We start from the raw sequence: 20,247 nt of genomic DNA, 5'->3' as shown, positions 1-20,247 counted from the left end.
GCGGGGCCGTTTTCTTTGGTGCGGCGTCAATCGCGCAGCAGGCGCGAGAGTAGCGAGATGCCGCTGCCGATCAGGTCGGCGACATCGAGCGTGCCGATATCGTTGGCCGTGTTGGCGCGGCGGGCGCGGGATTTTTCCCGTTCGCGCATCACGATGGCGTCGCCGAGCGCTTCGACATCGACGGTCGTCCGCTTGACCTCGGCCTGCTGGTAGCGGGCCAGCGCCTGTTCGACGGCCTGCGGGTCGAGCACGGCGATGGCTGCCTTGCAGTGCGGGCAGGCGTGGTCGTGGCGGATGTCTATCGGCGCACCGCAACCGTTGCAGCGAACGATGCCGACGCGGGCCGCCAGCGCTTCGATTTCCAGTGGCGCCAGCTGGCGGACGAAGCCTTTCTCGATCATGAACTGGCCGAAGGTCGAGAAGCGCCCGTGTTTCTGCAGGCAGCGGTGGTAATTGAATCGCCCGCCGAGCTTGCTGACGTCCAGGCCCTGCAGCAGCCGGTCGCGGCAGCGCGGGCAGTGCAGCGGTTCGGCGAGCGGCTGGCGCAGATCGTCGCGGTGCTGGTGCAGCAGCTTGAACAGGTCGATGATGCCGCCCGGCGCGATCTGTACGCTTTCGAACTCGTCGAACCAGATGCCCTGGCAGGGAAAACAGATGTCGAGCACGACCTCGCCATGCAATTGCCGGGCGAAGCGGTGTTTGGCCATGGTCTGGCCGCAGGAGGGGCAGGGCGTCGGTGTCATCCGCAGGCGGCGGTCGGGCGCACGGCGCCGAGGTTGAGCACGACGCCCTTCTTCATCTTGCCGACGACATGCATTTCGCAGGCCTTGCAGTCGAACTTGAGGACCAGTTTCTCGTTGCCGTTGATCAGCGTCATCGGGTCGGGTTTCAAGTGTTTCACCTCTTTGGGGCAGAGGTTGAAACTGTAGCGCAGGCAGTGCTTGGTGATCATCAGCGAGACCATGCCTTTTTCCTGGCCGGCCTCGTAGGCGTCCTCGATCAGCGTTACGCCGTGCTTCTCGTAGAAGGCGCGGGCCTTGGCGTTGAAGACGTTGCCGAGGTAGCTCAGTTCCTGCTGCGGGTAGATTGCCGGCGGCTCTTCGGGGCATGACCGCGGCGGGCGCGGGTGGCTGGCGAGGCGGGCGCCCAGCAAGCGCTCGGCGGCGTCGCGGCGCAGTGCGTTGATCGCGCCGACCGGCAGGAACCACGCGTCGTCCAGCTGCAGCTCGACGGCCTGGGCAATGAACATCGTGTTGCCGAACTTGGCGAGGTTTTCCCGGAGCCTGGCGAGCGCGCCGTCCGGGTTGTCGGCGCGGTCGACGCCGATTTTTCCGTCTTTTGCCAGGTCGACCGTGACCGTCACGCCGTCTTCGTCACTCAGCGTCAACGCGAAATGCTTGGGGTGTTCGGCAAAACGTACCGCGACGGCGACCCGGCGTTCGGCCGAATCCTTTTCCAGCGCGCGTTCGAAGGCCTGGTCGCGGTTGCGGAACAGCGTCGTGCCGACGCTGAGGTCGGCCGGAATCGTTGCCGGATAGAGCGTTCGGCCCTCGGCGCGGTTGATGCGCATGCCCTGGACTTCGCCATGGGCGTCGTGGAAGCAGACGCCGTCGCCGTTGTGGAAGGTTTCGCCGGTATTCACGGCAATCCAGCCGTCGCCGATGTCGACGACCTCGCCGATCGGCTCGCCGACGAAGGCCGGCGAATCGAAGGCGCCGATGTCGTCCTGGCGGCCGCCGGCGAAGTAGTCGGTATAGCCGCGGTTGAAGGTCTTCTCCGGCTGCGGCGTGAAGGAGAAGGTCGACCGGCCGCTGGAAGCCCGCTCGTATTGCGGGTGAGCGGCGATGATCTCGTCGAGCAGCGTGCGGTAGTGGGCGGTGATGTTCTTGACGTAGGACAGGTCCTTCAGCCGGCCCTCGATCTTGAACGACGAGACGCCGGCCTCGATCAGCGCCAGCAGGTTGTCCGACTGGTTGTTGTCCTTCATCGACAGCAGATGCTGGTTTTCAGTGATCGTTTTGCCCTTGTCGTCGACCAGCGTGTAGGGCAGCCGGCAGGCCTGCGAGCATTCGCCGCGGTTGGCGCTGCGCCCGGTGTGGGCATGGCTGATGTAGCACTGTCCGGAAAAAGCGACACAGAGCGCGCCATGAACGAAATATTCCAGTGCGATGTCGGTCGACCGCGCTACCGCCTTGATTTCGTCGATGCTCATCTCGCGCGCCAGAACGATCTGCGAGAAGCCGACGGCGCCCAGAAAACGGGCTTTTTCCGGGTGGCGGATGTCGGTCTGGGTGCTTGCATGTAGTTGAATCGGCGGCAGATCCAGTTCGAGCAGGCCCATGTCCTGGATGATCAGCGCATCGGCGCCGGCGTCGTAAAGTTCCCAGGCCAGACGGCGGCTGTCCTCGAGTTCGTCATCGCTGAGGATGGTGTTCAGCGCGACGAATACCTTGGCCCGGAAACGGTGGGCGTAGTCGCACAGCTGTCGGATTTCAGCGACAGAATTGCCGGCGCCGTAGCGGGCGCCGAAAGCCGGGCCGCCGATGTAGACGGCGTCGGCGCCGTGCTTGATGGCTTCGATGCCGAATTCGGCGTTCTTGGCCGGCGCGAGGAGTTCGAGAGGATGGCGGGGGGAGGCGGTCATGGCAGATCAGAATGCGATTGCGGCGAGCAGTTTCAGCCACAATCCGAGGACACAGAAATTGCTGGCGGCAAAGGCGGCCAGCCGGTGCAGGACGTTGTTCCAGGTCAGCGAGATGACGCTGTGCGCGATGCGCAGCGCAACGTAGACCCAGCCAAGGACAACGCAAGTCCCATCAACGTTCCCGCTGACGTACAGAATGATTGCCAGGGCGTAGAAAATCACCGGCAATTCAAGCAGGTTCATGTAGTTGCGGTTGGCCAGCCGGACATGATCCGGAACGTTTTCCGATTCGCCGCAGTGGAAGTCGGACACCCGGACTTCTCCGGCCAGGCCAGCCCGCACGCGCCGCCACAGGATCAGCAGCAGGATCAGGAAGGTCCAGCCCATCAGGGCCATCACCGGCAGGAGAATCGCGGTTTGCGGCATCGTCGGCTCAGTAGATGAAGCGCGGAGCCAGGCTTTCGATGTTGAACTCGCGCAGGATCGCTGCCGCCCGCTCACGGGCGTTCTTGCGCGGTCGACCACCGTTTTGGGCTGTTTTCGACGCAATGATCAGCTCGTTCTTCATCGAGTGTTCCCAGCCGACCAGTTCGGTAACGGTCACGCTGTAGCCGTGGGCTTCCAGCAGCAGGCAGCGCAGGACATTGGTCAGATGGCTGCCCAGTTCCCGGGTATGGATCGGGTGGCGCCACAGTTCGGCGAGCGGCGTCTGCGCCAGCGACTCGGCTTTGTGGGCGCGCATCGTGGCCGCCACTTCGGCCTGGCAGCAAGGGACCAGCACGACATGGCTGGCCTGTCGGCCGAGTGCGAAACGGATCGCATCGTCGGTCGCGGTGTTGCAGGCGTGTAGGGCTGTCACGACATCCACCCGGGGGGGCAGGGCCGTCGAGGTCAGGGCATCCTCGACGGTACAGGCCAGGAAACGCATCCGCGGGAAGGCCAGTCTTTCGGCAAGTTCCCTTGATTTTTCAACGAGTTCGGCGCGCGTTTCGATACCGATCACTTCGCCGCTGGCACGGCTCTTGATATAGAGATCGTAAAGGATGAAGCCGAGGTAGGACTTGCCGGCGCCGTGATCGGCCAGGGTTTCCATGCCCTCCAGCAACGGCTCGATGAACTGGGCGAGATGGTAGACCTGCTTGAGCTTGCGTCGGCTGTCCTGGTTGAGCTTGCCGTCGCGCGTCAGGATATGCAGTTCCTTGAGCAGTTCGATGGACTGCCCGGGGCGGATTTCCGGGATGGCGGCGGGAGGATTCTGCTTTTTCATGGGCGTGATTATCGCATTCGGAAAAGTTATAAGGCTTTGTGTCAACCGAATCGGTATCGTCTCGTTATTCGCCACAAGGTGATCAATCACCGCAACCTGACGGAGATTTAAATGGGTAGTCTGAGCAACGAATCCTTCGAACAATTCCTGGATTCCCTGAAGAAGGCCGGCATCTCGATTTCCAACGAAGCGGAACTGCGCGAGCGTCTGGCCGAAGCCCAACGCTGGCGGTTCGCTTTCCAGACCCTGGCGGCCAACGGCAAGAGCATCGGCATCAGCTTCGCAGACCAGTCCGAAGGACGCAATCTCGCCGAGATCGAGCGCGCTTTCGCCGAATTCCAGTTTTCCGAAAAGAGCAAGGCGGTGTTTTCCGCCAGCCTCAAGCACTGACCGCTTTACTTTTCCCCGTTGTGCAGGGGAAAATATGACGGGCGCAAGTTTGGCGCCCGTTTTTCGTTTCATGCGCGTTGGCATGAGCCCCGGGGAGGGGGCGTGGCGATGGCAATCCGGATTGTCGTATACCTGCTCTGGCTGGCTGTGCTGGGGGTGATGACCTGGCAGTTGCCGTTCCTGTTCGAACTGGCGCTGGCCGGCGCGATCGCCGGTGCCTACTGGCTGTTCTTCCGGCGGGTGGTGCCGGATTCTCCCTGATCGCCGGTCAGCCGGCTTGCCATAAAAAAGGGCACCTTCGGGTGCCCTTCGCGTTTCCGGTTGTCTTGCGGCCAATCGGCAATTTTGATGCATTGCTGCGGTCGACCGCAGCAATACGCAAAAAAGCTGGTTCAGCGCGTGATCGGCTTGTAGCGGATGCGCTTCGGCTTGGCGCCTTCTTCGCCCAGGCGCGCCTTCTTGTCGGCTTCGTATTCCTGGTAGTTGCCGGGGAAGAAGGTCCATTGCGACTCGCCTTCGGCGGCCAGGATGTGCGTGCAGATGCGGTCGAGGAACCAGCGGTCGTGCGAGATGACCAGTGCGCAGCCGGGGAATTCCAGCAGGGCGTCTTCCAGCGCGCGCAGGGTTTCCACGTCGAGGTCGTTGGACGGTTCGTCGAGCAGCAGCACGTTGCCGCCGGCCATCAGCGTCTTCGCCAGGTGCAGGCGGCCGCGTTCGCCGCCGGACAGGTTGCCGACCAGCTTGCCCTGGTCGCCGCCCTTGAAGTTGAAGCGGCCGATGTAGGCGCGCGACGGCATCTCGAACTTGCCGATCTGCAGGATGTCGCTGCCCTGCGCCAGTTCGTCGAACACCGTCTTGTTGCCGTCGAGGCAGTCGCGCGACTGGTCGACGTAGGCCATCTTCACCGTCTGGCCGATCTTGACCTCGCCGGCATCCGGTTGCTGCTGGCCGGTGATCATCTTGAACAGCGTCGATTTACCGGCACCGTTCGGGCCGATGATGCCGACGATGGCGCCGGGCGGAATGGTGAAGCTGACGTTGTCCATCAGCAGCTTGTCGCCGAAGGACTTGGTGACGCCGTTGAATTCGATGACCTGGTCGCCGAGGCGCTCGCCGACCGGAATGAAGATTTCCTGCGTCTCGTTGCGCTTCTGGTATTCGTGCGAAGACATTTCCTCGAAGCGGGCCAGGCGGGCCTTGGACTTGGCTTGGCGCGCCTTCGGATTGGAACGCACCCATTCGAGTTCCTGCTTCATCGCCTTCATGTGGGCGTCGATCTGCTTGTTTTCGGTCTCCAGGCGGGCTTCCTTCTGTTCCAGCCAGGAAGAGTAGTTGCCCTTCCAGGGAATGCCCTCGCCGCGGTCGAGTTCGAGAATCCACTCGGCGGCGTTGTCGAGGAAGTAGCGGTCGTGGGTGACGGCGACGACGGTGCCGGGGAAGCGCACGAGGAACTGTTCCAGCCATTCGACGGATTCGGCGTCGAGGTGGTTGGTCGGTTCGTCGAGCAGCAGCATGTCGGGCTTGGACAGCAGCAGCTTGGCCAGCGCCACGCGGCGCTTTTCACCGCCCGATAGATTGCCGATCTTGGCATCCCAGGGCGGCAGGCGCAGCGCGTCGGCGGCGATTTCCATCTGGTGTTCGACGTCGGCGCCGGAGGTGGCGATGATCGCCTCCAGGCGGGCCTGTTCCTCGGCCAGCTTGTCGAAATCGGCTTCCGGATCGGCGTAGGCGGCATAGACCTCGTCGAGCTTGGCCTGCGCCTGCATCACTTCGCCGAGCGCGGATTCGACTTCCTCGCGCACCGTCTTCTCGGCGTCGAGCTGCGGTTCCTGCGGCAGGTAGCCGATGCTCATGTTCGGTTGCCACTGCACTTCGCCGTCGTATTCCTTCTCGACGCCGGCCATGATCTTCAGCACCGTCGACTTGCCGGCGCCGTTCAGGCCGAGCAGGCCGATCTTGGCGCCGGGGAAGAAGGACAGGGAAATATCCTTGATGATCTGCCGCTTGGGCGGGACGATCTTGCTCACACGGAGCATCGACATCACATATTGAGCCATTGCGCTAGCCTGAAAAACGTAAAACGGCAGAGTCTACGAGGCTTCGCAGGAAATGACCAGCGTTGGCGGTCGACCGTGACGCCGGTTGCGGTCGACCGCCCTCCGGCGCGAAAAATCAGCCGTTGGCTACGCGTGGCGGCAGCGCCGGCTCGGCAAAGCCGCGCTCGGCCGATAGCGCGTTGATGTCGCCGCACAGTTCGCCGCCTTCGTCGATCACCAGCTTGCCGTAGCGGATCTTGCCGCTGACCTTGCCGGTGCTGTGGATGATCAGTTGCGAGCGGGCGGTCAGTTCGCCGTCGAAGCTGCCGTGGATTTCGGCGACGTCGATGCTGACCTTGCCGGAGAAAGTCCCCTGGTCGGCGATGCGGATGATCCGGCTGTCCATCGTCGCTTCAACCCGTCCCTCGACGACCAGCGTGTCGCAGTCGAGGATTTCGGCGCCTTTCAGCTTGACGTCCGGACCGACGATCAGGCGGGCGCCCATCGGTTTGTCGGCGGTGGTTTCGGTGGTTTTCGACGGGGTTTCAGGGGCGGGCTGGACGTTGACCGGGCCGGTCTTTGCCGGCTCCGGGGGCGGGGTGGCTGGCGCCGGGGCAGGGGATCCGAGCACGCTGCGGACTTCCTTGCGGGTGATCGGCTCGTTGCGCGTCGGCGCAGAGGATTTCATGAACATGGACTCTCCTTGTGGCAATGAGCGACGGGGTCGCCGTGACACTGTTGCGAGATGCGTGCCAGAAAATTATTTATGTTTGTAAACAAAATATTGGCCTGGAGAGCTCAGGTGTTTTCCGGCGCGCTGTCGGGCGATGGCGACAGGTTTTTTTCCAGCGCACTGAATTCCGGGCCAGGCTCGGGACTACAATGTCGCCATTCCCCGACGACGTTGTTATTGCACTGATTTTTATGGGTTTTCCTACGTCGACCGCAGCAGATTCCCGAGCCGGGGGCTGGCTGCGTATTTCCTTTCGCCAGGGCATGGTGATCGGCTTCGCGTTGCTGGTGCTGCTGCTCGGCAGCGTTGCCGTGCAAAGCTGGGTCCTGCTTGAGCGCCTGGTCGGCCAGAGCCGCAGCAACAGCGAACTGGCGCTGGCGTTGACCGGCGAGGTCCAGGCGCTGGCCGAGCGCACCGTCGATCTGGAACGCAGCGCCCGCCAGTCGCTGGTCCTCGATACCCCGGAGTTTCGCCTGCGCTTCGCCGAGCATCTGGCAGCGGTGCGTCATCTGGTGAGCGAGATCGAGGCGCATCAGGTGCGTCCGCTGTCGCCGCTGCTCGATGCCTGGCGACGCGTTGCGGTGGCGCTGGAAAAGGGCGTCACGCAAGGCGCCAGTCAGAACGAACTGCAGGCCCTGATCGCCCGGCTGGGCGAGCTGAACGAGCGTATCGCCCGTGGCAGCCGGCAATGGATCGATCAGGGCAACGCCCGCCTGCTGGCCGAACTTGATCAACGCCGCCTGCAACTGGGGGGGCAGATGGCCTTGACGCTCGCCGCGGCGCTGGCGGTTGCCGTTGCCATGGGCTGGTGGCTGGTGCGGCCCGTGCGCCAGCTCGACCGCGCCATCGCCGAACTCGGCCGCGGACGTTTTTCCGGCCAGATCCGGGTCGATGGCCCGGACGACCTGCAACGCCTCGGGCGCCGCCTGGAGTGGTTGCGTGCCCATCTATCCGAGCTGGAAACCGATCGCGAACGGGCTTTGCGGCACGTTTCGCATGAACTGAAGACGCCGCTGACCGCGCTCAAGGAAGGCATTGCGCTGATTTCGGAAGAAGTCCCGGGGCCCTTGCTGGCCGGTCAGCGCGAGATTGTCGATATCCTGACGCACAACGTCGCTGCCCTGCAGTTGCAGATCGAAAGCCTGTTGCGCCTGAATGCCGTGGCCAGCGAGGCGCGCCAGCTGAATCCGCAACGGGTGTCGCTGCGCCGCCTGTTTTCGGATGCTGTCGTGCGTCGCGAACTGCAATGTCAGGCGCGTGGCGTGACGGTCGATCTGACGGTGCCGGACGGCGACGCGGTGCTCGATGCGGAAAAGCTGTCGGTGATCCTCGACAACCTGCTGTCCAATGCCATCGATTTCAGCCCCGGCGGCGGCCAGGTGGCGCTGCGCGTCCAGCGTTCGGAAGGGCGCTGGCGTATCGACTGCATCGACCAGGGGCCAGGCGTGGCCGACAGCGATGTCGAGCGGATTTTCGAGCCCTTTGTCCAGGGCAGCCGGGCCGCCCCGGTCAGGCGCCAGGGCAGCGGCGTCGGCCTGTCCATCGTGCGCGAATTGACGCGGGCCCTGGGGGGCAGCGTTCGATTGTTGCCGAGTGCCGTCGGCGCACATTTTCGAGTGGAATTGCCTGATGAGAACTGAGCGTTTTGCCGGCGCGTTGCGCCGGTGTCTGATCCTGTCTTCCCTTGGCCTGCTTGCCGCTTGTGCGAGCGTGCCGAACAGCAGCGAACCGGTCGATCCGGGCACCGCCGGGCTGATCGAATGGTACGGGCGCCTGGGCGGCCTGAACGGCGACGAGTGGGTGGCCCGGAAAGCCGCGCTGCAGCAGCGGTCCGGCGAACCGGAAACGCAGTTGCGGTTGGCGATGCTGCTTTCGCATCCGCGCAATCCGGTGCCGGAGCCGAAGCGTGCCCGCGAACTGCTCGACGACCTGGCCGGGGCGAAGCGGGTGGGGGCCGCCGATCTGCAGCCGTTGGTCCGCTTGCTCGCCGACCAACTGGCCGAGCGTCAGCGGCTGGCCGGCCTGCTTGCCCAGCAATCGGCGGAGCGGGCCAGGCAGGACGAGGCGCTGGAGCGCCAGGCCGTTCAACTGAAGGAGAGCCAACGCAGGGTGCAGGAGCTTCAGGAAAAGCTGCAGCGGCTGGCTGACATCGAACGTAGCCTGGGAACTCGCCAGCGTCCGGCCGGAGGTGCCCGATGAACCGCCGCAACGATGGCCTGGGCGCCCACATCCAGATCGTCGATGACGATGAGGACATCCTCCGCCTGCTCACCTTGCGCTTGCAGGCGCGCGGTTTTCGCGTGACGCCGGCGCATTCCGCCGAAGAAGCCCTGGCCCAGATCGCCGTCGATCCGCCGCGCGTCGTGGTCAGCGACATTCGCCTGCCGGGACGCGATGGCCTGGCGCTGTTCGAGGAGCTGCGGCGCACCCGGCCGACCCTGCCGGTCATCCTGCTGACTGCCCACGGCACCATCCCGGATGCGGTCGACGCCACGTCGCGCGGGGTTTTTGGCTATCTGACCAAACCCTTCGACAGCCAGACGCTGCTCGAGAAGATCGATCAGGCACTGGCGCTCTCCGCCACCGCTTCGGAGAATCAGGCGCCGGCGGTTGAGAAATGGCAGGAAGGCGTGGTTTACCGCAGCACCCGGATGGCCGAGCTGATGGCCGAAGCGCGCATGGTGGCGATGTCCGACGCCAGCGTTCTGATCCGCGGCGAAAGCGGGACCGGCAAGGAAGTCATGGCGCGCGCCATTCATCGGGCCAGTCCGCGTGCCGAGGGGCCGTTCGTGGCGATCAACTGCGGGGCGATTCCCGAGCAACTGCTGGAGTCCGAACTGTTCGGCCACGTCCGCGGCGCCTTCACCGGGGCGTCGACGACGCGTGTCGGCCTGTTCCAGGCTGCCAACGGCGGCACGCTGTTCCTCGACGAAATCGGCGACATGCCGCTGGCACTCCAGGTCAAGCTGTTGCGCGTGTTGCAGGAGCGCGTCGTGCGCCCGGTCGGTGCGACGCAGGCCGAGCCGGTCGATGTTCGCCTGCTGTCGGCGACGCACCGCGATCTCGATGCGGCGATGGCGAGCGGCGAATTCCGCGAAGACCTGTATTACCGCCTCGACGTCGTTTCGCTGACCTTGCCGCGGCTGGAAGAGCGGCGCGAGGACGTGCCGCTGCTCGCCGCCCGCTTCATCGGCCTGATTGCCGGCAAGTACGGCAAGACGGTCAGCGGTTTTGCCCCGGAGGCGCTGGAAGCGCTGGCCACGGCGGCCTGGCCGGGCAACGTGCGGCAGTTGTACAACGTCGTCGAGCAGTGCTGCGCGCTGACCTCGACACCGCTGATTCCGCTGGCGCTGGTTCAGCGCGCACTGCGTGCCCCGGCCGTCGAGGCCTTGAGTTATGCCGAGGCCAAGCAGCGCTTCGAACGCAATTACCTCGTCCAGCTGCTGAAAATGACCGACGGCAACGTCGCCGATGCCGCACGGATCGCCGAGCGCAACCGAACCGAGTTCTATCGACTGCTGCAGAAATACGACTTGAGCCCGGCGATGTTCCGCGCGAACGGGGAGGGCGGCAATGCCGCGTTCTGACGTCGCCGGCCGACGACATTCTGCGGCTGTCGGCGGCGGGGGATTTGTGCAAATGCCTGGTAACGCGGGGAAAAATCATCCTGGCATGAACTTCGCATGGCTTTGCCGGATCGATGAAGAAAGGAGAGGGCGACGATGATCGAACGACATTTCAAACGCTTCCTGCTGTTCGCGCTGGCGACCCTGGCCGGCCTGGGGCTGGGCTCTGCGCTGAGCGGCCAGGTCCGCGCGCTGGACCTGACCGATGCCGTGCTGGCGCACCGTACCGATCAACTGGTCGAACGCATCGAAGAAGCCTTGCACCACGATGCGGCGTTGGCCGGTTCGCATTTCGTCGTGGCGCTTGACGGGCCGGTTGTGCTGCTGCGTGGCTCGGTGCCCGACGAACGTACCCTGCACCGTGCCCTGGGCCGGGCCGCCGCGGTGCCGGGAGTCGGGGAAGTGCGCAATCATCTGGAAATCGATCCGCGTGCCTGGGGGAGCGACGCGTCGTGACCGCATCGTCCCGTTTTCCCGGAAAGACTTGCAATCCGCGCGCTTGTCCGTATAATGCGCGGCTCTGACAGCGCGCCCGTAGCTCAGTTGGATAGAGTATCTGGCTACGAACCAGAGGGTCGGGCGTTCGAATCGCTCCGGGCGCGCCACTCAGACCTGCACTTCGACCGTTTTCGGTCGGATTGCTCGTGAAACAGGCAGCGCGCCCGTAGCTCAGTTGGATAGAGTATCTGGCTACGAACCAGAGGGTCGGGCGTTCGAATCGCTCCGGGCGCGCCAAAGCCTCACGAATTCATGCCGGGCACTTCCTCGCGGGAGTGCCCGGTTTTCATTGGTGCCGCGGTTGTTTCAACTCGCATCGCGAGCACTGAGCCAGGCGCTCAAAGATTCTTCGACGGCGCCGTACGGATAGCCATCCACCGCTTCGATGCCGGCGTCGGCAAGACGCTTTTTCGGACCGTCGCCGATGCGCGCGGCGAACAGCGCCGAACAGTCGCTCAGTGCGCGCAGGATGATCTCGCGCTTGTCTTCGTCGCCGTAACCGCCCTGGCAATAATGTTCGACGATCCGTCGTTCGAGAAATGTCGGTTTTCCGCCGTCGACCGCATAAATGGCGAAATCGTCGGCATGGCCGAAATGCAGGTCGATCTGGCGTTGATCCTTGGTGGCGACGGCGATGCGCAGGGGCCTGGCAGGCGGGTTCATGATCTGGTCTCCCGGGGTGAAATCGGTGTCGGGAGGGGCTGATGCAATCATTGTGCCGAGTGGGGAGGTTGTAATTTGTGCAACGCACAAAATTCACTTGACACCCGCTTTTCGATGTTTAGAATGCGGTCATGTTGCAGCGCACAAAAGTCGCTGATCGTTTTTCAACCTACTGGAGCATCGTCATGACCATCAAGATCGAAGACTTCGCCAAATCCGGCGCCAACTTCTCGCTGTTTTTCGCCAACACCGCTTTCGACGGTCTCGAGCGTCTGGCCCTGTTGAACCTGGCCGCCGCCCGTTCGGCTTTCGAAGCCTACCTGTCCTATGTCGAAGCGCTGTCCGGCATCAAGGATGTGCATTCCCTGGTCGAACTGCAGAAGGTCGTTGCCACGCCGTCGCTGGAAAAGGGTGTCGAGTACTCGCGTAACGTGATCGCCATCGCCACCGAAGCCAAGGAAAAGATCGCCAAGGAAGTCGAGACGCACGTCGCCGACACCAATGCCAAGGTCTCCAGCCTGGTCGAAAAGGCCCTGGCCAGCGCCCCGGCCGGTTCGGAAGTTGCCGTTGCCGCCGTCAAGACCGCGATCAAGTCGGCCAACGAAGCTTACGAAGGCCTGAACAAGGTTGCCAAGCAGGCTGCCGAAGTTGCCGAAGCCAGCGTTGCCGCCGCCACGCAAGCCACGCTGAAGGCCACCAACGTCGCTGCGCCGAAAGCCGCCAAGAAGGCCGCCTGATCCAGCTGTCGCTGCTGCTTGTTGAAACCGGGGCCTGGTGCCCCGGTTTTTCTTTGGTGGCTACGCTGCTGCGCTAGAATGCCGCGGGGATTTCCAGGGGCGGATCATGAGATTGCGATTGCGGGAAGAGAAGCATCGGCGCGATGGCCAACGTCTGGCCGGCAGCGAATTGTTCGGCGGGCTGGGCGAGCGGGAATTGCGCGTGGTCGAGGCGTTTGCCCACGAACGGCGTTTTCTGGCCGGCGAGGTGGTGTTCGATGCCGGCGAAGAGGGGCAGGCACTCTATGTCATCGTTGCCGGCCGGGTTGCCGTCCATGCCGATAGCCAGGCGACAGCGCTGGCCGAACTGGGGCCGGGCGCTTTTTTCGGCGAGATGGGGCTGCTCGACGATGTGCCGCGTTCGGCGCAGGTCAGGGCGGTCGAACCGAGCACGCTGGTGGTCCTGCCGCGGACCGATTTCGAGCGCTTGATGGCCTCGCACGCGCGCATCGCTTCGAGCATCTCCCTGCAATTGGCCCGCCATCTGGGACGCCGCCTGCGGGCGATGCTCGGTGACTCGGCATGACGCTGCACGGTTCGCGCTATCGGCCCGGTCCACTGGTCTGGCTGGGCAATATTGCGGCGACCTGCCTGGTCCTCTTCTTTTTCCAGAAAATCCTGTGGCTGGTCGTGCCTTTTGTGCTGGCGCTAATCATCCACTACCTGCTGGCGCCGCTCAAACTCCGCCTGGTGCTGCGCGGGGTGTCGCACGATGCCGCGGCGACCTGGGTCAGCGGGCTGGCCTTCGCTGCCTTTGCCTTGCTGGCGACCTTCGGTTTTCCCCGTTTGCTGGGCGATCTGGTCAATCTGCATGGCACGGCGTTGCGCTACGTAGGCGGCGGCCTGCGCCTGCTGGCCGATGCCTTGAGCGATCTGGAAGGGCGTTTTACCTTTCTGGCCGACGGCAGCGCACGACAGATGCTGGAAGTGCAACTCGGCAGCTTCTTCGAGCATTTCGCCGCCAACTACCTGCCGGGGATCGCGCTTGGCGTCGCCGCATGGTCGCCGACCCTGTTGCTGGCGCCGTTTCTGGCTTTCTTCATGCTGCGCGACGGCTGGCGCTTCCGGCGCTTGTTGCTGCGTGCGGTGCCGAATGCCTATTTCGAACGCAGTTTGTACGTGCTCGATGCGGTCGACCGCACGGCCCGGCAATATTTCGTCGGTTTGCTGCAGTTGACCGTGCTCGACACGCTTTGTCTGGCGGTCGGCCTGTGGATCATCGGTATCGACGGGGCGTTGCTGCTCGGCCTGCTGGCGGCGGTGCTGGCCTGGGTGCCTTTCGTCGGCTCGGTGCTCGGTTGCGTCCTGGTGGTGCTGGTGGCCGCCACCGATTTTCCCGGCCAGCCCGGCGTCGCCTACGCCGCCATCGGGCTGTTCGTGGCCGTTCGCCTGCTCGACGATTTCGTGTTCATGCCGCTGACGGTTGGCAAGAGCTTGAACATGCACCCCTTGCTGACCGTGCTGATGATCTTCGTTGGCGGTGCGGTGGCCGGTGTGCCCGGGTTGATGCTGGTGTTGCCGGTACTGGGCGTGATCATGGTGATCGGCGAGACGGCCGGCCTGCTGCTTACCGATCCGCGGCTACGCGCCCGTCATGCGCATGCCCGGGCGCTCGAGCAGCGGCGGGTGTGGCGCGACCTGACGCTGGACTGAAGGCCGCCGGGCCTTCGCGTAATTCCCGAAATCGACCGCATGGCGGACTTTTATGCCGGATCGTGTAATCTAGCCGGCGGGGATCGGTGTTGCCCGGGATTCCTTCGATAACGCGTTTCATGACCGACAAGAGGTGCTTTGCATGAGCTGGTTCGACAATCTATCGCTGCGTTACAAGCTGCTGATCAACTTCGTCGCCAGCGGCGGCGTGCTGATCATCGCGCTGATCTACTGCGTCCTGGAAATCCGCGCCGTCGGCGAGCGTACCGAGCAGATTGCCGGCAACTGGTTGCCCTCGATCCAGGCGGTGGCCGAGATCAGTCAGCTGCGTTTGCGTTATCGGGTGCGCAGTCTTGAATACATGTTGCCCGGCAGTGCCGAGGAGAAGGCCAAGCATGCCAAGAGCCTGAAGCAGCTCGAAGGGGCGTTGGGCGATGCTTTCCGCAATTACGAGAAGCTGATCAGCAGCGATCGGGAACGTGCGCTTTATCAGGAGGCGACGAAGGCGGCGGATGCTTACCGCGCCATCGTTGAAAAGGCCGTTGCACTGTCGCTCGGCGGCAACGACGAGGCGGCGCAGCACCTGCGGCGTACCGAATGGGGGCCGCTGGCCGATGCCTTGCGCGACCGTACCGATGAACTGGCGAAACTCAACAGCGCCGGTGCCGACGAGGAGGTGAAGCAGGCGCGCGAAGAGCAGCAGGCCGGCCTGGTCAGCGGCATTTCGGCGTTGTTGGCCGGTGTTGTCCTGGCCTTGCTGGTTTCCTACGTGATTGCCCGTCGTATGGGCGGGCAACTGGATGCCGCCGTTGTCGCCACGCGGCGCATCGCGGCCGGCGACCTGCGCGGCGAATTGCCGCCGCCGAGTGCCGACGAGATCGGCCGCCTGGTCGCGGCGGTCGGCGAAATGCAGCAGTCGTTGCGTACGGCGATGGGCGAAACCCTGCAAGGTGCCGGCCAGATTCTCGATGCCTCGAAGTCCTTGAGTCATGCCGTGCAATTGATCGACCAGTCGGCAACGGTGCAGAGCAGCGCCGCGTCGGCCATTGCGGCCAATGTCGAGGAACTGACGGTGTCGATCAACCACGTCTCGGAAAATACCAGCGAGGCTTCGCGTCTGGCCAATGCCTCGGACGAACAGGCGGTCCAGGGCAATGCGGCGATCGATGCGCTGATCGGCCAGATCAATCAGGTCGCCGGCGTGGTGCGCAATGCGGCGGGTCAGATTCAGGCACTCAAGCAGGAGTCGGAGAAGATTTCCGGCATCGTTGCGGTGATCCGCGACATCGCCGACCAGACCAACCTGCTGGCGCTGAATGCCGCCATCGAAGCGGCGCGCGCCGGCGAGACCGGGCGCGGTTTTGCCGTGGTCGCCGACGAGGTGCGCAAGCTGGCCGAAAGGACGGCGGTGTCGACCGGCGAGATTCGCGACATGGTCGGCGCCATCCAGCAATCGACCGGTCAGGTGGTGACCGGCATTGCCGAGGGGGTCGAACTGGCCGACAGCAGCGTCGATCTGGCCCAGCAGGCCGGCGAGGCCATCGTCCGTCTGCGTGAAATGGCGCAGGAAGTGGCGAGCGTCGTCCGCGAAGTCGATAATGGCCTGCGCGAGCAGTCGGCCGCGTCGACCGATGTGGCGGTGAAGATCGAGCAGATCGCCACGCAATCCGAAGAAGCCAGCGCCATCGCGCACGAAACCTCGCAGGCGGCGGTCAGTCTGGATCAGACCGCACACCGCATGCAGGCGGTGGTCGAGCGCTTCAAGATCTGATCGGCGAGGACGGCTCGCTGCCGTCCCGTTGTTGCGGTCGACCGGGTTTTTGTGCCAAAAACGCCGTCGACCGCAGCCGCCTTATTTGCGCGGCGCCTTGACCGGTTTTCCCTTGCCGCCGCGATTGCCGCGGCAGCTTTCCAGACGTTCGCCCTTGAGCTTGCCGGCGACACCGTCGACGACGGCTTCGAGCGCTTCCAGCGCGGTTTTGCCGGGGGCCGCGTCGATCAGCTTGAGGCCACGGCCCTTGCCGAGCAGGCGGATTTCGTCGAGCGGGAAGACCAGGGCGCGACCGTCCCTGGTGAAGACTGCCACTTCGCCATCGGCCGGAGCCGGCTGGAAGATCGCCGGCGCCTCGCCGGCGTCGAGCGTCAGGAAGGCCTTGCCGGCCTTGCCGCGCGAGATGAAATCCTCGCCCTTGACGCGGAAACCGTAGCCGCCTTCACCGGCGACCAGGTAAAGCTTGTCGGCCGAGACGGCGAGCGCCAGCGCCAGTTTGCCGCCGTCCTGGAAGTCGACCAGCGAGGTCGCCGGCACGCCGTCGCCCTTGCCGCCCGGCAGGTCGGCCGCCGGGATCGAATAGGCGCGCCCGCGGGTATCCAGCAGGATCAGGTGGTTGACCGTGCGACAGGGCAGGCAGGCGAGCAGGCTGTCGCCGGAGCGGAAGCTGAGCTGCGTCGGATCGACGTTGTGGCCGGTGCGCGAACGCAGCCAGCCGTGCTTGGAGACGATCAGCGTGGTCGGCTCGTCGGGAATCGACACGTTCTTGGCGTCGGACAGGGTGACCCGTTCGGCGGCTTCGATCAGCGTCCGGCGGTCGTCGCCGTATTTCTTGGCGTCGGCCTCGATCTCGGCGGCGACGCAGGCGCGCAGGGCGGTTTCGGAGTCGAGCAGCTTGTTCAGGCCGGCGGCTTCCTCGCGCAGTTTCGCCAGTTCCTCGCCGATCTTGATGCCTTCGAGGCGGGCCAGCTGGCGCAGACGGATTTCCAGGATGTCCTCGGCCTGGATTTCGCTGAGCTTGAAGGCGGCGATCAGGTCGGCCTTGGGGTCGTCCGATTCGCGGATCACCTTGATCACCCGGTCGATGTCGAGCAGGATTGCCTGCCGACCTTCGAGGATGTGGATGCGCTTTTCGGCGGCGGCCAGCCGGTGGCGGGTGCGCCGTTCGACGGTGATTAGCCGGAAGCGGCACCATTCGGCGATCATGTCGTAGAGCGTGCCCTGGCGCGGCGAGCCGGTCAGGCCGAGCAGCGTCAGGTTGATCGAGGCGTTGGTTTCCAGGCTGGTGTGGGCGAGCAGCAGGCGCAGCAGGTCGTCCGGCGTCTGCCGCGAGCTGGCCGGTTCGATGACCAGGCGCACGGCGTGCTCCTTGCCCGATTCGTCGCGCACGCCGGATTCGGAAATCGCCGACAGGAAGGCCGCCTTGAGGTTGAGTTGTTCCGGCGTGAACACCTTCTTGCCGGCCTTTTCCTTGGCCACCGGGTTCGAGCAGGCCTCGATCTCGGACATTACCGTGGCGGTCGAAACGCCCGGCGGCAGTTCGGTGATCGCCAGGCGCCACTGGCCGCGCGCCAGGTTCTCGATCTTCCACTTGGCGCGCACGCGCAGGCTGCCGCGGCCGCTCTTGTAGGTGGCAGCGATTTCCTCGGGGCTCGAGATGATCTGGGCGCCGCCCGGGTAATCGGGGCCGGGCACCAGCTTGAGCAGTTCGTCCTCGGGGAAGTCCGGGTCGCGGATCAGGGCGACCGCCGCCGCCGCGACTTCGCGCAGGTTGTGCGCCGGAATTTCGGTGGCCATGCCGACGGCGATGCCGGAGGCGCCGTTCAACAGACAGAAGGGCAGGCGCGCCGGCAGTACGCAGGGTTCGTCGTTGACCCCGTCGTAGTTCGGTTTCCAGTCGACCGTGCCTTCGTCGAGTTCGCCGAGCAGCAGTTCGGCGATCGGCGTCAGCCGGGCCTCGGTGTAGCGCATGGCGGCGGCGTTGTCGCCGTCGCGCGAGCCGAAGTTGCCCTGGCCGTCGACCACCGGGTAGCGCAAGCTCCAGTCCTGGGCCATGCGCACCATGGCGTCATAGACCGACGAATCGCCGTGCGGGTGGTATTTACCGATCACGTCGCCGACGACGCGCGCCGACTTGACGTGCTTCGGGCTCTTGTACAGGCCCATCCGGTGCATCGCGTAGAGGATGCGCCGCTGCACCGGCTTCTGGCCGTCGGCGTTGGCCGGCAGGGCGCGGCCGGTGACCACGCTCATCGCGTATTCGAGGTAGCGGCGGGCGGCGTAGTCGGCCGGCGGCGGAATGTCGTCGGCCGGGCCCAGCGCGGCGGGCGGCAGCGGCGGCAGGTCGGCGTCGTCGGTCGTACCGGCGTCGCTCTCCGGGGCGGTGGCTGGCGAACCTGTGGTGGGCAGTTCGGCGGTGCCGGCCGGCAATTCCGTCGGGGCCTCGGGCGCGCCTTGCCGGGCGCTGCCGGTATCGGGCGTTGCGGTGGCCGGCTGGGCGTCGTCGTCTTGGGCCGGTTTGCCGGCGAACAGGTCGAATTGGTCGTTCATGCTGTGCTGCGTGGAATTTTGATCGGGGGCGAATGTATCACGGAGCGGCGGCCGGCTTCATGTCCGGCTGGCCCGCGTGCGGCTTGCGGTCGACCGGGTTCCGGGGAAAAAAGGCGGCCGGCGGGCGGCGACCGCATCAGGCGCTTTCCACGCCGGCTAGCCAGCGGGTGATGGCGGCGGCCGGCCGGGCCGGACAGTGGGGGTTCTGGCCGCACCACAACGGCGTGAAGTCGCTGCGGCCTTGCGCTTCGGCAGCGGCACGCAGGGGCGCGACGGCGGCGGTGGCGAGCGGGAAGGCCGGGGCGTTTTCGTTCAGCGGGCCGAATTCGCGCATGAAGCGGTTGACGATGCCGCGCGCCGGGCGGCCGGAGAACAGGTTGGTCAGCGCGGTGTGGCGGGCGGCGTCGCTGGCCAGTGCGGCGCGGTGCAGCGGCGTCGTCGCGGCTTCGTCGCTGCACAGGTAGACGGTGCCGGCCTGGACGGCATCGGCGCCGAGCGCCAGTGCCGCACGCACGCCTTCCGGCGTGACGATGCCGCCGGCGGCGATGACCGGGCAATCGACGGCGGCGACGATCTGCGGTAGCAGGGCGAAAGTGCCGACCTGCGTCGTCACGTCGTCGTCGAGGAACATGCCGCGATGGCCGCCGGCTTCCAGCCCCTGGGCGATTACCGCGTCGACGCCGCGGGCGGCCAGCCAGCGGGCTTCGTCCACGGTCGTTGCCGACGACAGGATCAGCGCGCCGGTGGCCCGGACGCGGGCGAGCAGCGCCTCGTCCGGCAGACCGAAATGAAAGCTGACGACGGCCGGCCGGAAGCGCTCGACCAGCGCGGCCGCCTGCGCATCGAAGGGCTGGCGGCCGGGGCCGCCGGGAATGCTCGCCGGATCGATGCCGAATTCGCCGTAGCAGGGCGCCAGCCTGGCGCGCCAGGCGGCCTCGCGCCCGGCATCGGGCAGCGGCGGCGTATGGGCGAAGAAATTGACGTTACAGGGACGCCCGGCCTGCGCCAGCCGTTCCAGTTGTTCGCTCAGCGCTGCCGGTGTCAGCATCGCCGCCGGCAGCGAGCCGAGTCCACCGGCCGAGCCTACGGCGATGGCCAGCGCGGCGTCCTGCACGCCGGCCATCGGCGCCTGGATGATCGGCAGGGAAAGGGCGAGTCGGGCAACGAGGCTCATGCGAGGTTTCCTGAAGCTGGCAAAGGCGTATTTTGGCCGATTTCCGCGGTCGACCGCAGCGTCGGGCAAAAAACTCAGGCGGCGTAAAAGATTGCCAGCCAGACGGTCGGGCCGTCGGCAGCGGTCCAGTCCACGCGGTGCCGGCGGTGCGGCGCGATGTCGACGAAGTCGCCGGCACGCAGCGTGCGGGGTGCCGCCTCGTCGGCAAAACGCAGGCCGGCTTCGCCCTGCAGCACCAGCACCCATTCGCCTTCCGGCTGGTCGTACCAGAAATCCGGCGGACTGCACTGGCCGGCCGACACGATGCGCTCGATACGCAGGCCGGGGCGTTGCAGGAGTTCGAGAAATGTCTCGGCGGTGGCGGTCGACCGCGGCAGATCGGCAAAAAGATTGGTCGGCATGATCGGCCGATGGTTGGCGAAACGGCGGACTTTGTAAAGCGGCTTCATATTTATTCACAATGTTT

At 65.1% G+C, this 20,247-nt stretch carries 20 protein-coding genes and 2 tRNA genes; 12 read left to right on the top strand and 10 right to left on the bottom strand.

All coding sequences use genetic code 11. The annotated features are described in order from the left end of the window. Window positions 1-26 precede the first annotated feature (26 nt). From L0962_RS06235 to L0962_RS06220, 4 genes are read right to left on the bottom strand one after another with little or no spacing between them, the layout of a single operon-like run. Window positions 27-743: a zf-TFIIB domain-containing protein gene (locus tag L0962_RS06235; RefSeq protein ID WP_255680654.1), complete on the bottom strand. Its 717-nt coding sequence runs from the start codon at window positions 741-743 to the stop codon at window positions 27-29. Then, window positions 740-2,644, bottom strand: coding sequence for a U32 family peptidase (locus L0962_RS06230; RefSeq protein WP_234085485.1), 1,905 nt, complete (start codon window positions 2,642-2,644; stop codon window positions 740-742). The genes L0962_RS06235 and L0962_RS06230 overlap by 4 nt, the downstream gene beginning before the upstream one ends. 6 nt (window positions 2,645-2,650) lie before the next feature. Further along, window positions 2,651-3,070, bottom strand: a complete 420-nt coding sequence (locus L0962_RS06225) for an MAPEG family protein (RefSeq protein ID WP_234085484.1) — start codon at window positions 3,068-3,070, stop codon at window positions 2,651-2,653. A 7-nt stretch (window positions 3,071-3,077) separates the two neighbouring features. Further along, window positions 3,078-3,911: an SAM-dependent methyltransferase gene (locus L0962_RS06220; protein WP_234085482.1), complete on the bottom strand. Its 834-nt coding sequence runs from the start codon at window positions 3,909-3,911 to the stop codon at window positions 3,078-3,080. A gap of 111 nt (window positions 3,912-4,022) precedes the next feature. On the opposite strand from L0962_RS06220, the gene L0962_RS06215 reads away from it, so the two are divergent. Together L0962_RS06215 and L0962_RS06210 are read left to right on the top strand one after the other, a co-directional pair. After that, window positions 4,023-4,301, top strand: coding sequence for a hypothetical protein (locus tag L0962_RS06215; protein ID WP_234085480.1), 279 nt, complete (start codon window positions 4,023-4,025; stop codon window positions 4,299-4,301). Window positions 4,302-4,409: 108 nt separating this feature from the next. Further along, window positions 4,410-4,562, top strand: a complete 153-nt coding sequence (locus L0962_RS06210; protein ID WP_234085479.1) for a hypothetical protein — start codon at window positions 4,410-4,412, stop codon at window positions 4,560-4,562. Window positions 4,563-4,693: 131 nt separating this feature from the next. Here L0962_RS06210 and ettA read toward each other — a convergent pair whose 3' ends face one another. Next, on the bottom strand, window positions 4,694-6,358 hold the full coding sequence (gene ettA / locus L0962_RS06205) for an energy-dependent translational throttle protein EttA (protein ID WP_234085478.1): 1,665 nt from the start codon (window positions 6,356-6,358) through the stop codon (window positions 4,694-4,696). A 115-nt stretch (window positions 6,359-6,473) separates the two neighbouring features. Beyond that, on the bottom strand, window positions 6,474-7,031 hold the full coding sequence (locus L0962_RS06200; RefSeq protein ID WP_234085476.1) for a polymer-forming cytoskeletal protein: 558 nt from the start codon (window positions 7,029-7,031) through the stop codon (window positions 6,474-6,476). A gap of 230 nt (window positions 7,032-7,261) precedes the next feature. On the opposite strand from L0962_RS06200, the gene L0962_RS06195 reads away from it, so the two are divergent. From L0962_RS06195 to L0962_RS06170, 6 genes are all read left to right on the top strand, one after another. After that, window positions 7,262-8,710, top strand: a complete 1,449-nt coding sequence (locus tag L0962_RS06195; protein ID WP_234085475.1) for a HAMP domain-containing sensor histidine kinase — start codon at window positions 7,262-7,264, stop codon at window positions 8,708-8,710. Further along, on the top strand, window positions 8,700-9,269 hold the full coding sequence (locus tag L0962_RS06190) for a hypothetical protein (protein WP_234085473.1): 570 nt from the start codon (window positions 8,700-8,702) through the stop codon (window positions 9,267-9,269). Before L0962_RS06195 ends, L0962_RS06190 begins: the two co-directional genes overlap by 11 nt. Then, entirely contained in the window at window positions 9,266-10,657 is a 1,392-nt protein-coding gene (locus L0962_RS06185; RefSeq protein ID WP_234085472.1) for a sigma 54-interacting transcriptional regulator, read from the top strand. Before L0962_RS06190 ends, L0962_RS06185 begins: the two co-directional genes overlap by 4 nt. A 135-nt stretch (window positions 10,658-10,792) precedes the next feature. Beyond that, window positions 10,793-11,152, top strand: coding sequence for a BON domain-containing protein (locus L0962_RS06180; RefSeq protein ID WP_234085471.1), 360 nt, complete (start codon window positions 10,793-10,795; stop codon window positions 11,150-11,152). Window positions 11,153-11,224: 72 nt separating this feature from the next. Further along, window positions 11,225-11,301, top strand: a tRNA-Arg gene (locus L0962_RS06175). 53 nt (window positions 11,302-11,354) lie between these two features. After that, window positions 11,355-11,431, top strand: a tRNA-Arg gene (locus tag L0962_RS06170). A gap of 69 nt (window positions 11,432-11,500) precedes the next feature. On the opposite strand, the gene L0962_RS06165 is transcribed toward L0962_RS06170, so the two are convergent. Beyond that, window positions 11,501-11,857, bottom strand: coding sequence for a NifB/NifX family molybdenum-iron cluster-binding protein (locus L0962_RS06165; protein ID WP_234085470.1), 357 nt, complete (start codon window positions 11,855-11,857; stop codon window positions 11,501-11,503). Between the two features lie 185 nt (window positions 11,858-12,042). Here L0962_RS06165 and L0962_RS06160 point away from each other — a divergent pair, with 185 nt between their 5' ends. The 4 genes from L0962_RS06160 (at window position 12,043) to L0962_RS06145 (ending at window position 16,057) form a co-directional block, all read left to right on the top strand. Next, window positions 12,043-12,594: a phasin family protein gene (locus L0962_RS06160; RefSeq protein ID WP_234085469.1), complete on the top strand. Its 552-nt coding sequence runs from the start codon at window positions 12,043-12,045 to the stop codon at window positions 12,592-12,594. A 106-nt stretch (window positions 12,595-12,700) separates the two neighbouring features. Continuing rightward, a complete protein-coding gene (locus L0962_RS06155) occupies window positions 12,701-13,159 on the top strand; it encodes a cyclic nucleotide-binding domain-containing protein (RefSeq protein ID WP_234085468.1) in 459 nt (152 codons plus the stop codon). Next, a complete protein-coding gene (locus tag L0962_RS06150) occupies window positions 13,156-14,286 on the top strand; it encodes an AI-2E family transporter (RefSeq protein WP_234085467.1) in 1,131 nt (376 codons plus the stop codon). Before L0962_RS06155 ends, L0962_RS06150 begins: the two co-directional genes overlap by 4 nt. Window positions 14,287-14,428: 142 nt before the next feature. Next, entirely contained in the window at window positions 14,429-16,057 is a 1,629-nt protein-coding gene (locus tag L0962_RS06145) for a methyl-accepting chemotaxis protein (protein ID WP_234085466.1), read from the top strand. 81 nt (window positions 16,058-16,138) lie between these two features. Here L0962_RS06145 and parC read toward each other — a convergent pair whose 3' ends face one another. The 3 genes from parC to L0962_RS06130 all read right to left on the bottom strand — a co-directional run bounded on the left by parC (window position 16,139) and on the right by L0962_RS06130 (window position 20,230). Beyond that, the gene (gene parC, locus L0962_RS06140; protein ID WP_234085465.1) at window positions 16,139-18,607 is read right to left on the bottom strand and encodes a DNA topoisomerase IV subunit A; all 2,469 of its coding nucleotides are present in this window, start codon (window positions 18,605-18,607) and stop codon (window positions 16,139-16,141) included. Window positions 18,608-18,743: 136 nt separating this feature from the next. Next, entirely contained in the window at window positions 18,744-19,781 is a 1,038-nt protein-coding gene (locus tag L0962_RS06135) for a nitronate monooxygenase family protein (RefSeq protein ID WP_234085464.1), read from the bottom strand. Window positions 19,782-19,855: 74 nt separating this feature from the next. Further along, on the bottom strand, window positions 19,856-20,230 hold the full coding sequence (locus L0962_RS06130) for a cupin domain-containing protein (RefSeq protein WP_234085463.1): 375 nt from the start codon (window positions 20,228-20,230) through the stop codon (window positions 19,856-19,858). Window positions 20,231-20,247: the final 17 nt, after the last annotated feature.

Origin of the sequence: Azonexus sp. R2A61 (assembly GCF_021401135.1) — a bacterium.
Classification (GTDB): domain Bacteria; phylum Pseudomonadota; class Gammaproteobacteria; order Burkholderiales; family Rhodocyclaceae; genus Azonexus.
This window is presented reverse-complemented; position numbering and strand designations above follow the sequence as displayed.

Bases quoted from the DNA above. Each gene is read 5' to 3' on its own strand.
- L0962_RS06235 (WP_255680654.1), bottom strand. From the start codon at position 743: ATGACACCGACGCCCTGCCCCTCCTGCGGCCAGACCATGGCCAAACAC.
- L0962_RS06230 (WP_234085485.1), bottom strand. From the start codon at position 2,644: ATGACCGCCTCCCCCCGCCATCCTCTCGAACTCCTCGCGCCGGCCAAG.
- L0962_RS06225 (WP_234085484.1), bottom strand. From the start codon at position 3,070: ATGCCGCAAACCGCGATTCTCCTGCCGGTGATGGCCCTGATGGGCTGG.
- L0962_RS06220 (WP_234085482.1), bottom strand. From the start codon at position 3,911: ATGAAAAAGCAGAATCCTCCCGCCGCCATCCCGGAAATCCGCCCCGGG.
- L0962_RS06215 (WP_234085480.1), top strand. From the start codon at position 4,023: ATGGGTAGTCTGAGCAACGAATCCTTCGAACAATTCCTGGATTCCCTG.
- L0962_RS06210 (WP_234085479.1), top strand. From the start codon at position 4,410: ATGGCAATCCGGATTGTCGTATACCTGCTCTGGCTGGCTGTGCTGGGG.
- ettA (WP_234085478.1), bottom strand. From the start codon at position 6,358: ATGGCTCAATATGTGATGTCGATGCTCCGTGTGAGCAAGATCGTCCCG.
- L0962_RS06200 (WP_234085476.1), bottom strand. From the start codon at position 7,031: ATGTTCATGAAATCCTCTGCGCCGACGCGCAACGAGCCGATCACCCGC.
- L0962_RS06195 (WP_234085475.1), top strand. From the start codon at position 7,262: ATGGGTTTTCCTACGTCGACCGCAGCAGATTCCCGAGCCGGGGGCTGG.
- L0962_RS06190 (WP_234085473.1), top strand. From the start codon at position 8,700: ATGAGAACTGAGCGTTTTGCCGGCGCGTTGCGCCGGTGTCTGATCCTG.
- L0962_RS06185 (WP_234085472.1), top strand. From the start codon at position 9,266: ATGAACCGCCGCAACGATGGCCTGGGCGCCCACATCCAGATCGTCGAT.
- L0962_RS06180 (WP_234085471.1), top strand. From the start codon at position 10,793: ATGATCGAACGACATTTCAAACGCTTCCTGCTGTTCGCGCTGGCGACC.
- L0962_RS06165 (WP_234085470.1), bottom strand. From the start codon at position 11,857: ATGAACCCGCCTGCCAGGCCCCTGCGCATCGCCGTCGCCACCAAGGAT.
- L0962_RS06160 (WP_234085469.1), top strand. From the start codon at position 12,043: ATGACCATCAAGATCGAAGACTTCGCCAAATCCGGCGCCAACTTCTCG.
- L0962_RS06155 (WP_234085468.1), top strand. From the start codon at position 12,701: ATGAGATTGCGATTGCGGGAAGAGAAGCATCGGCGCGATGGCCAACGT.
- L0962_RS06150 (WP_234085467.1), top strand. From the start codon at position 13,156: ATGACGCTGCACGGTTCGCGCTATCGGCCCGGTCCACTGGTCTGGCTG.
- L0962_RS06145 (WP_234085466.1), top strand. From the start codon at position 14,429: ATGAGCTGGTTCGACAATCTATCGCTGCGTTACAAGCTGCTGATCAAC.
- parC (WP_234085465.1), bottom strand. From the start codon at position 18,607: ATGAACGACCAATTCGACCTGTTCGCCGGCAAACCGGCCCAAGACGAC.
- L0962_RS06135 (WP_234085464.1), bottom strand. From the start codon at position 19,781: ATGAGCCTCGTTGCCCGACTCGCCCTTTCCCTGCCGATCATCCAGGCG.
- L0962_RS06130 (WP_234085463.1), bottom strand. From the start codon at position 20,230: ATGAAGCCGCTTTACAAAGTCCGCCGTTTCGCCAACCATCGGCCGATC.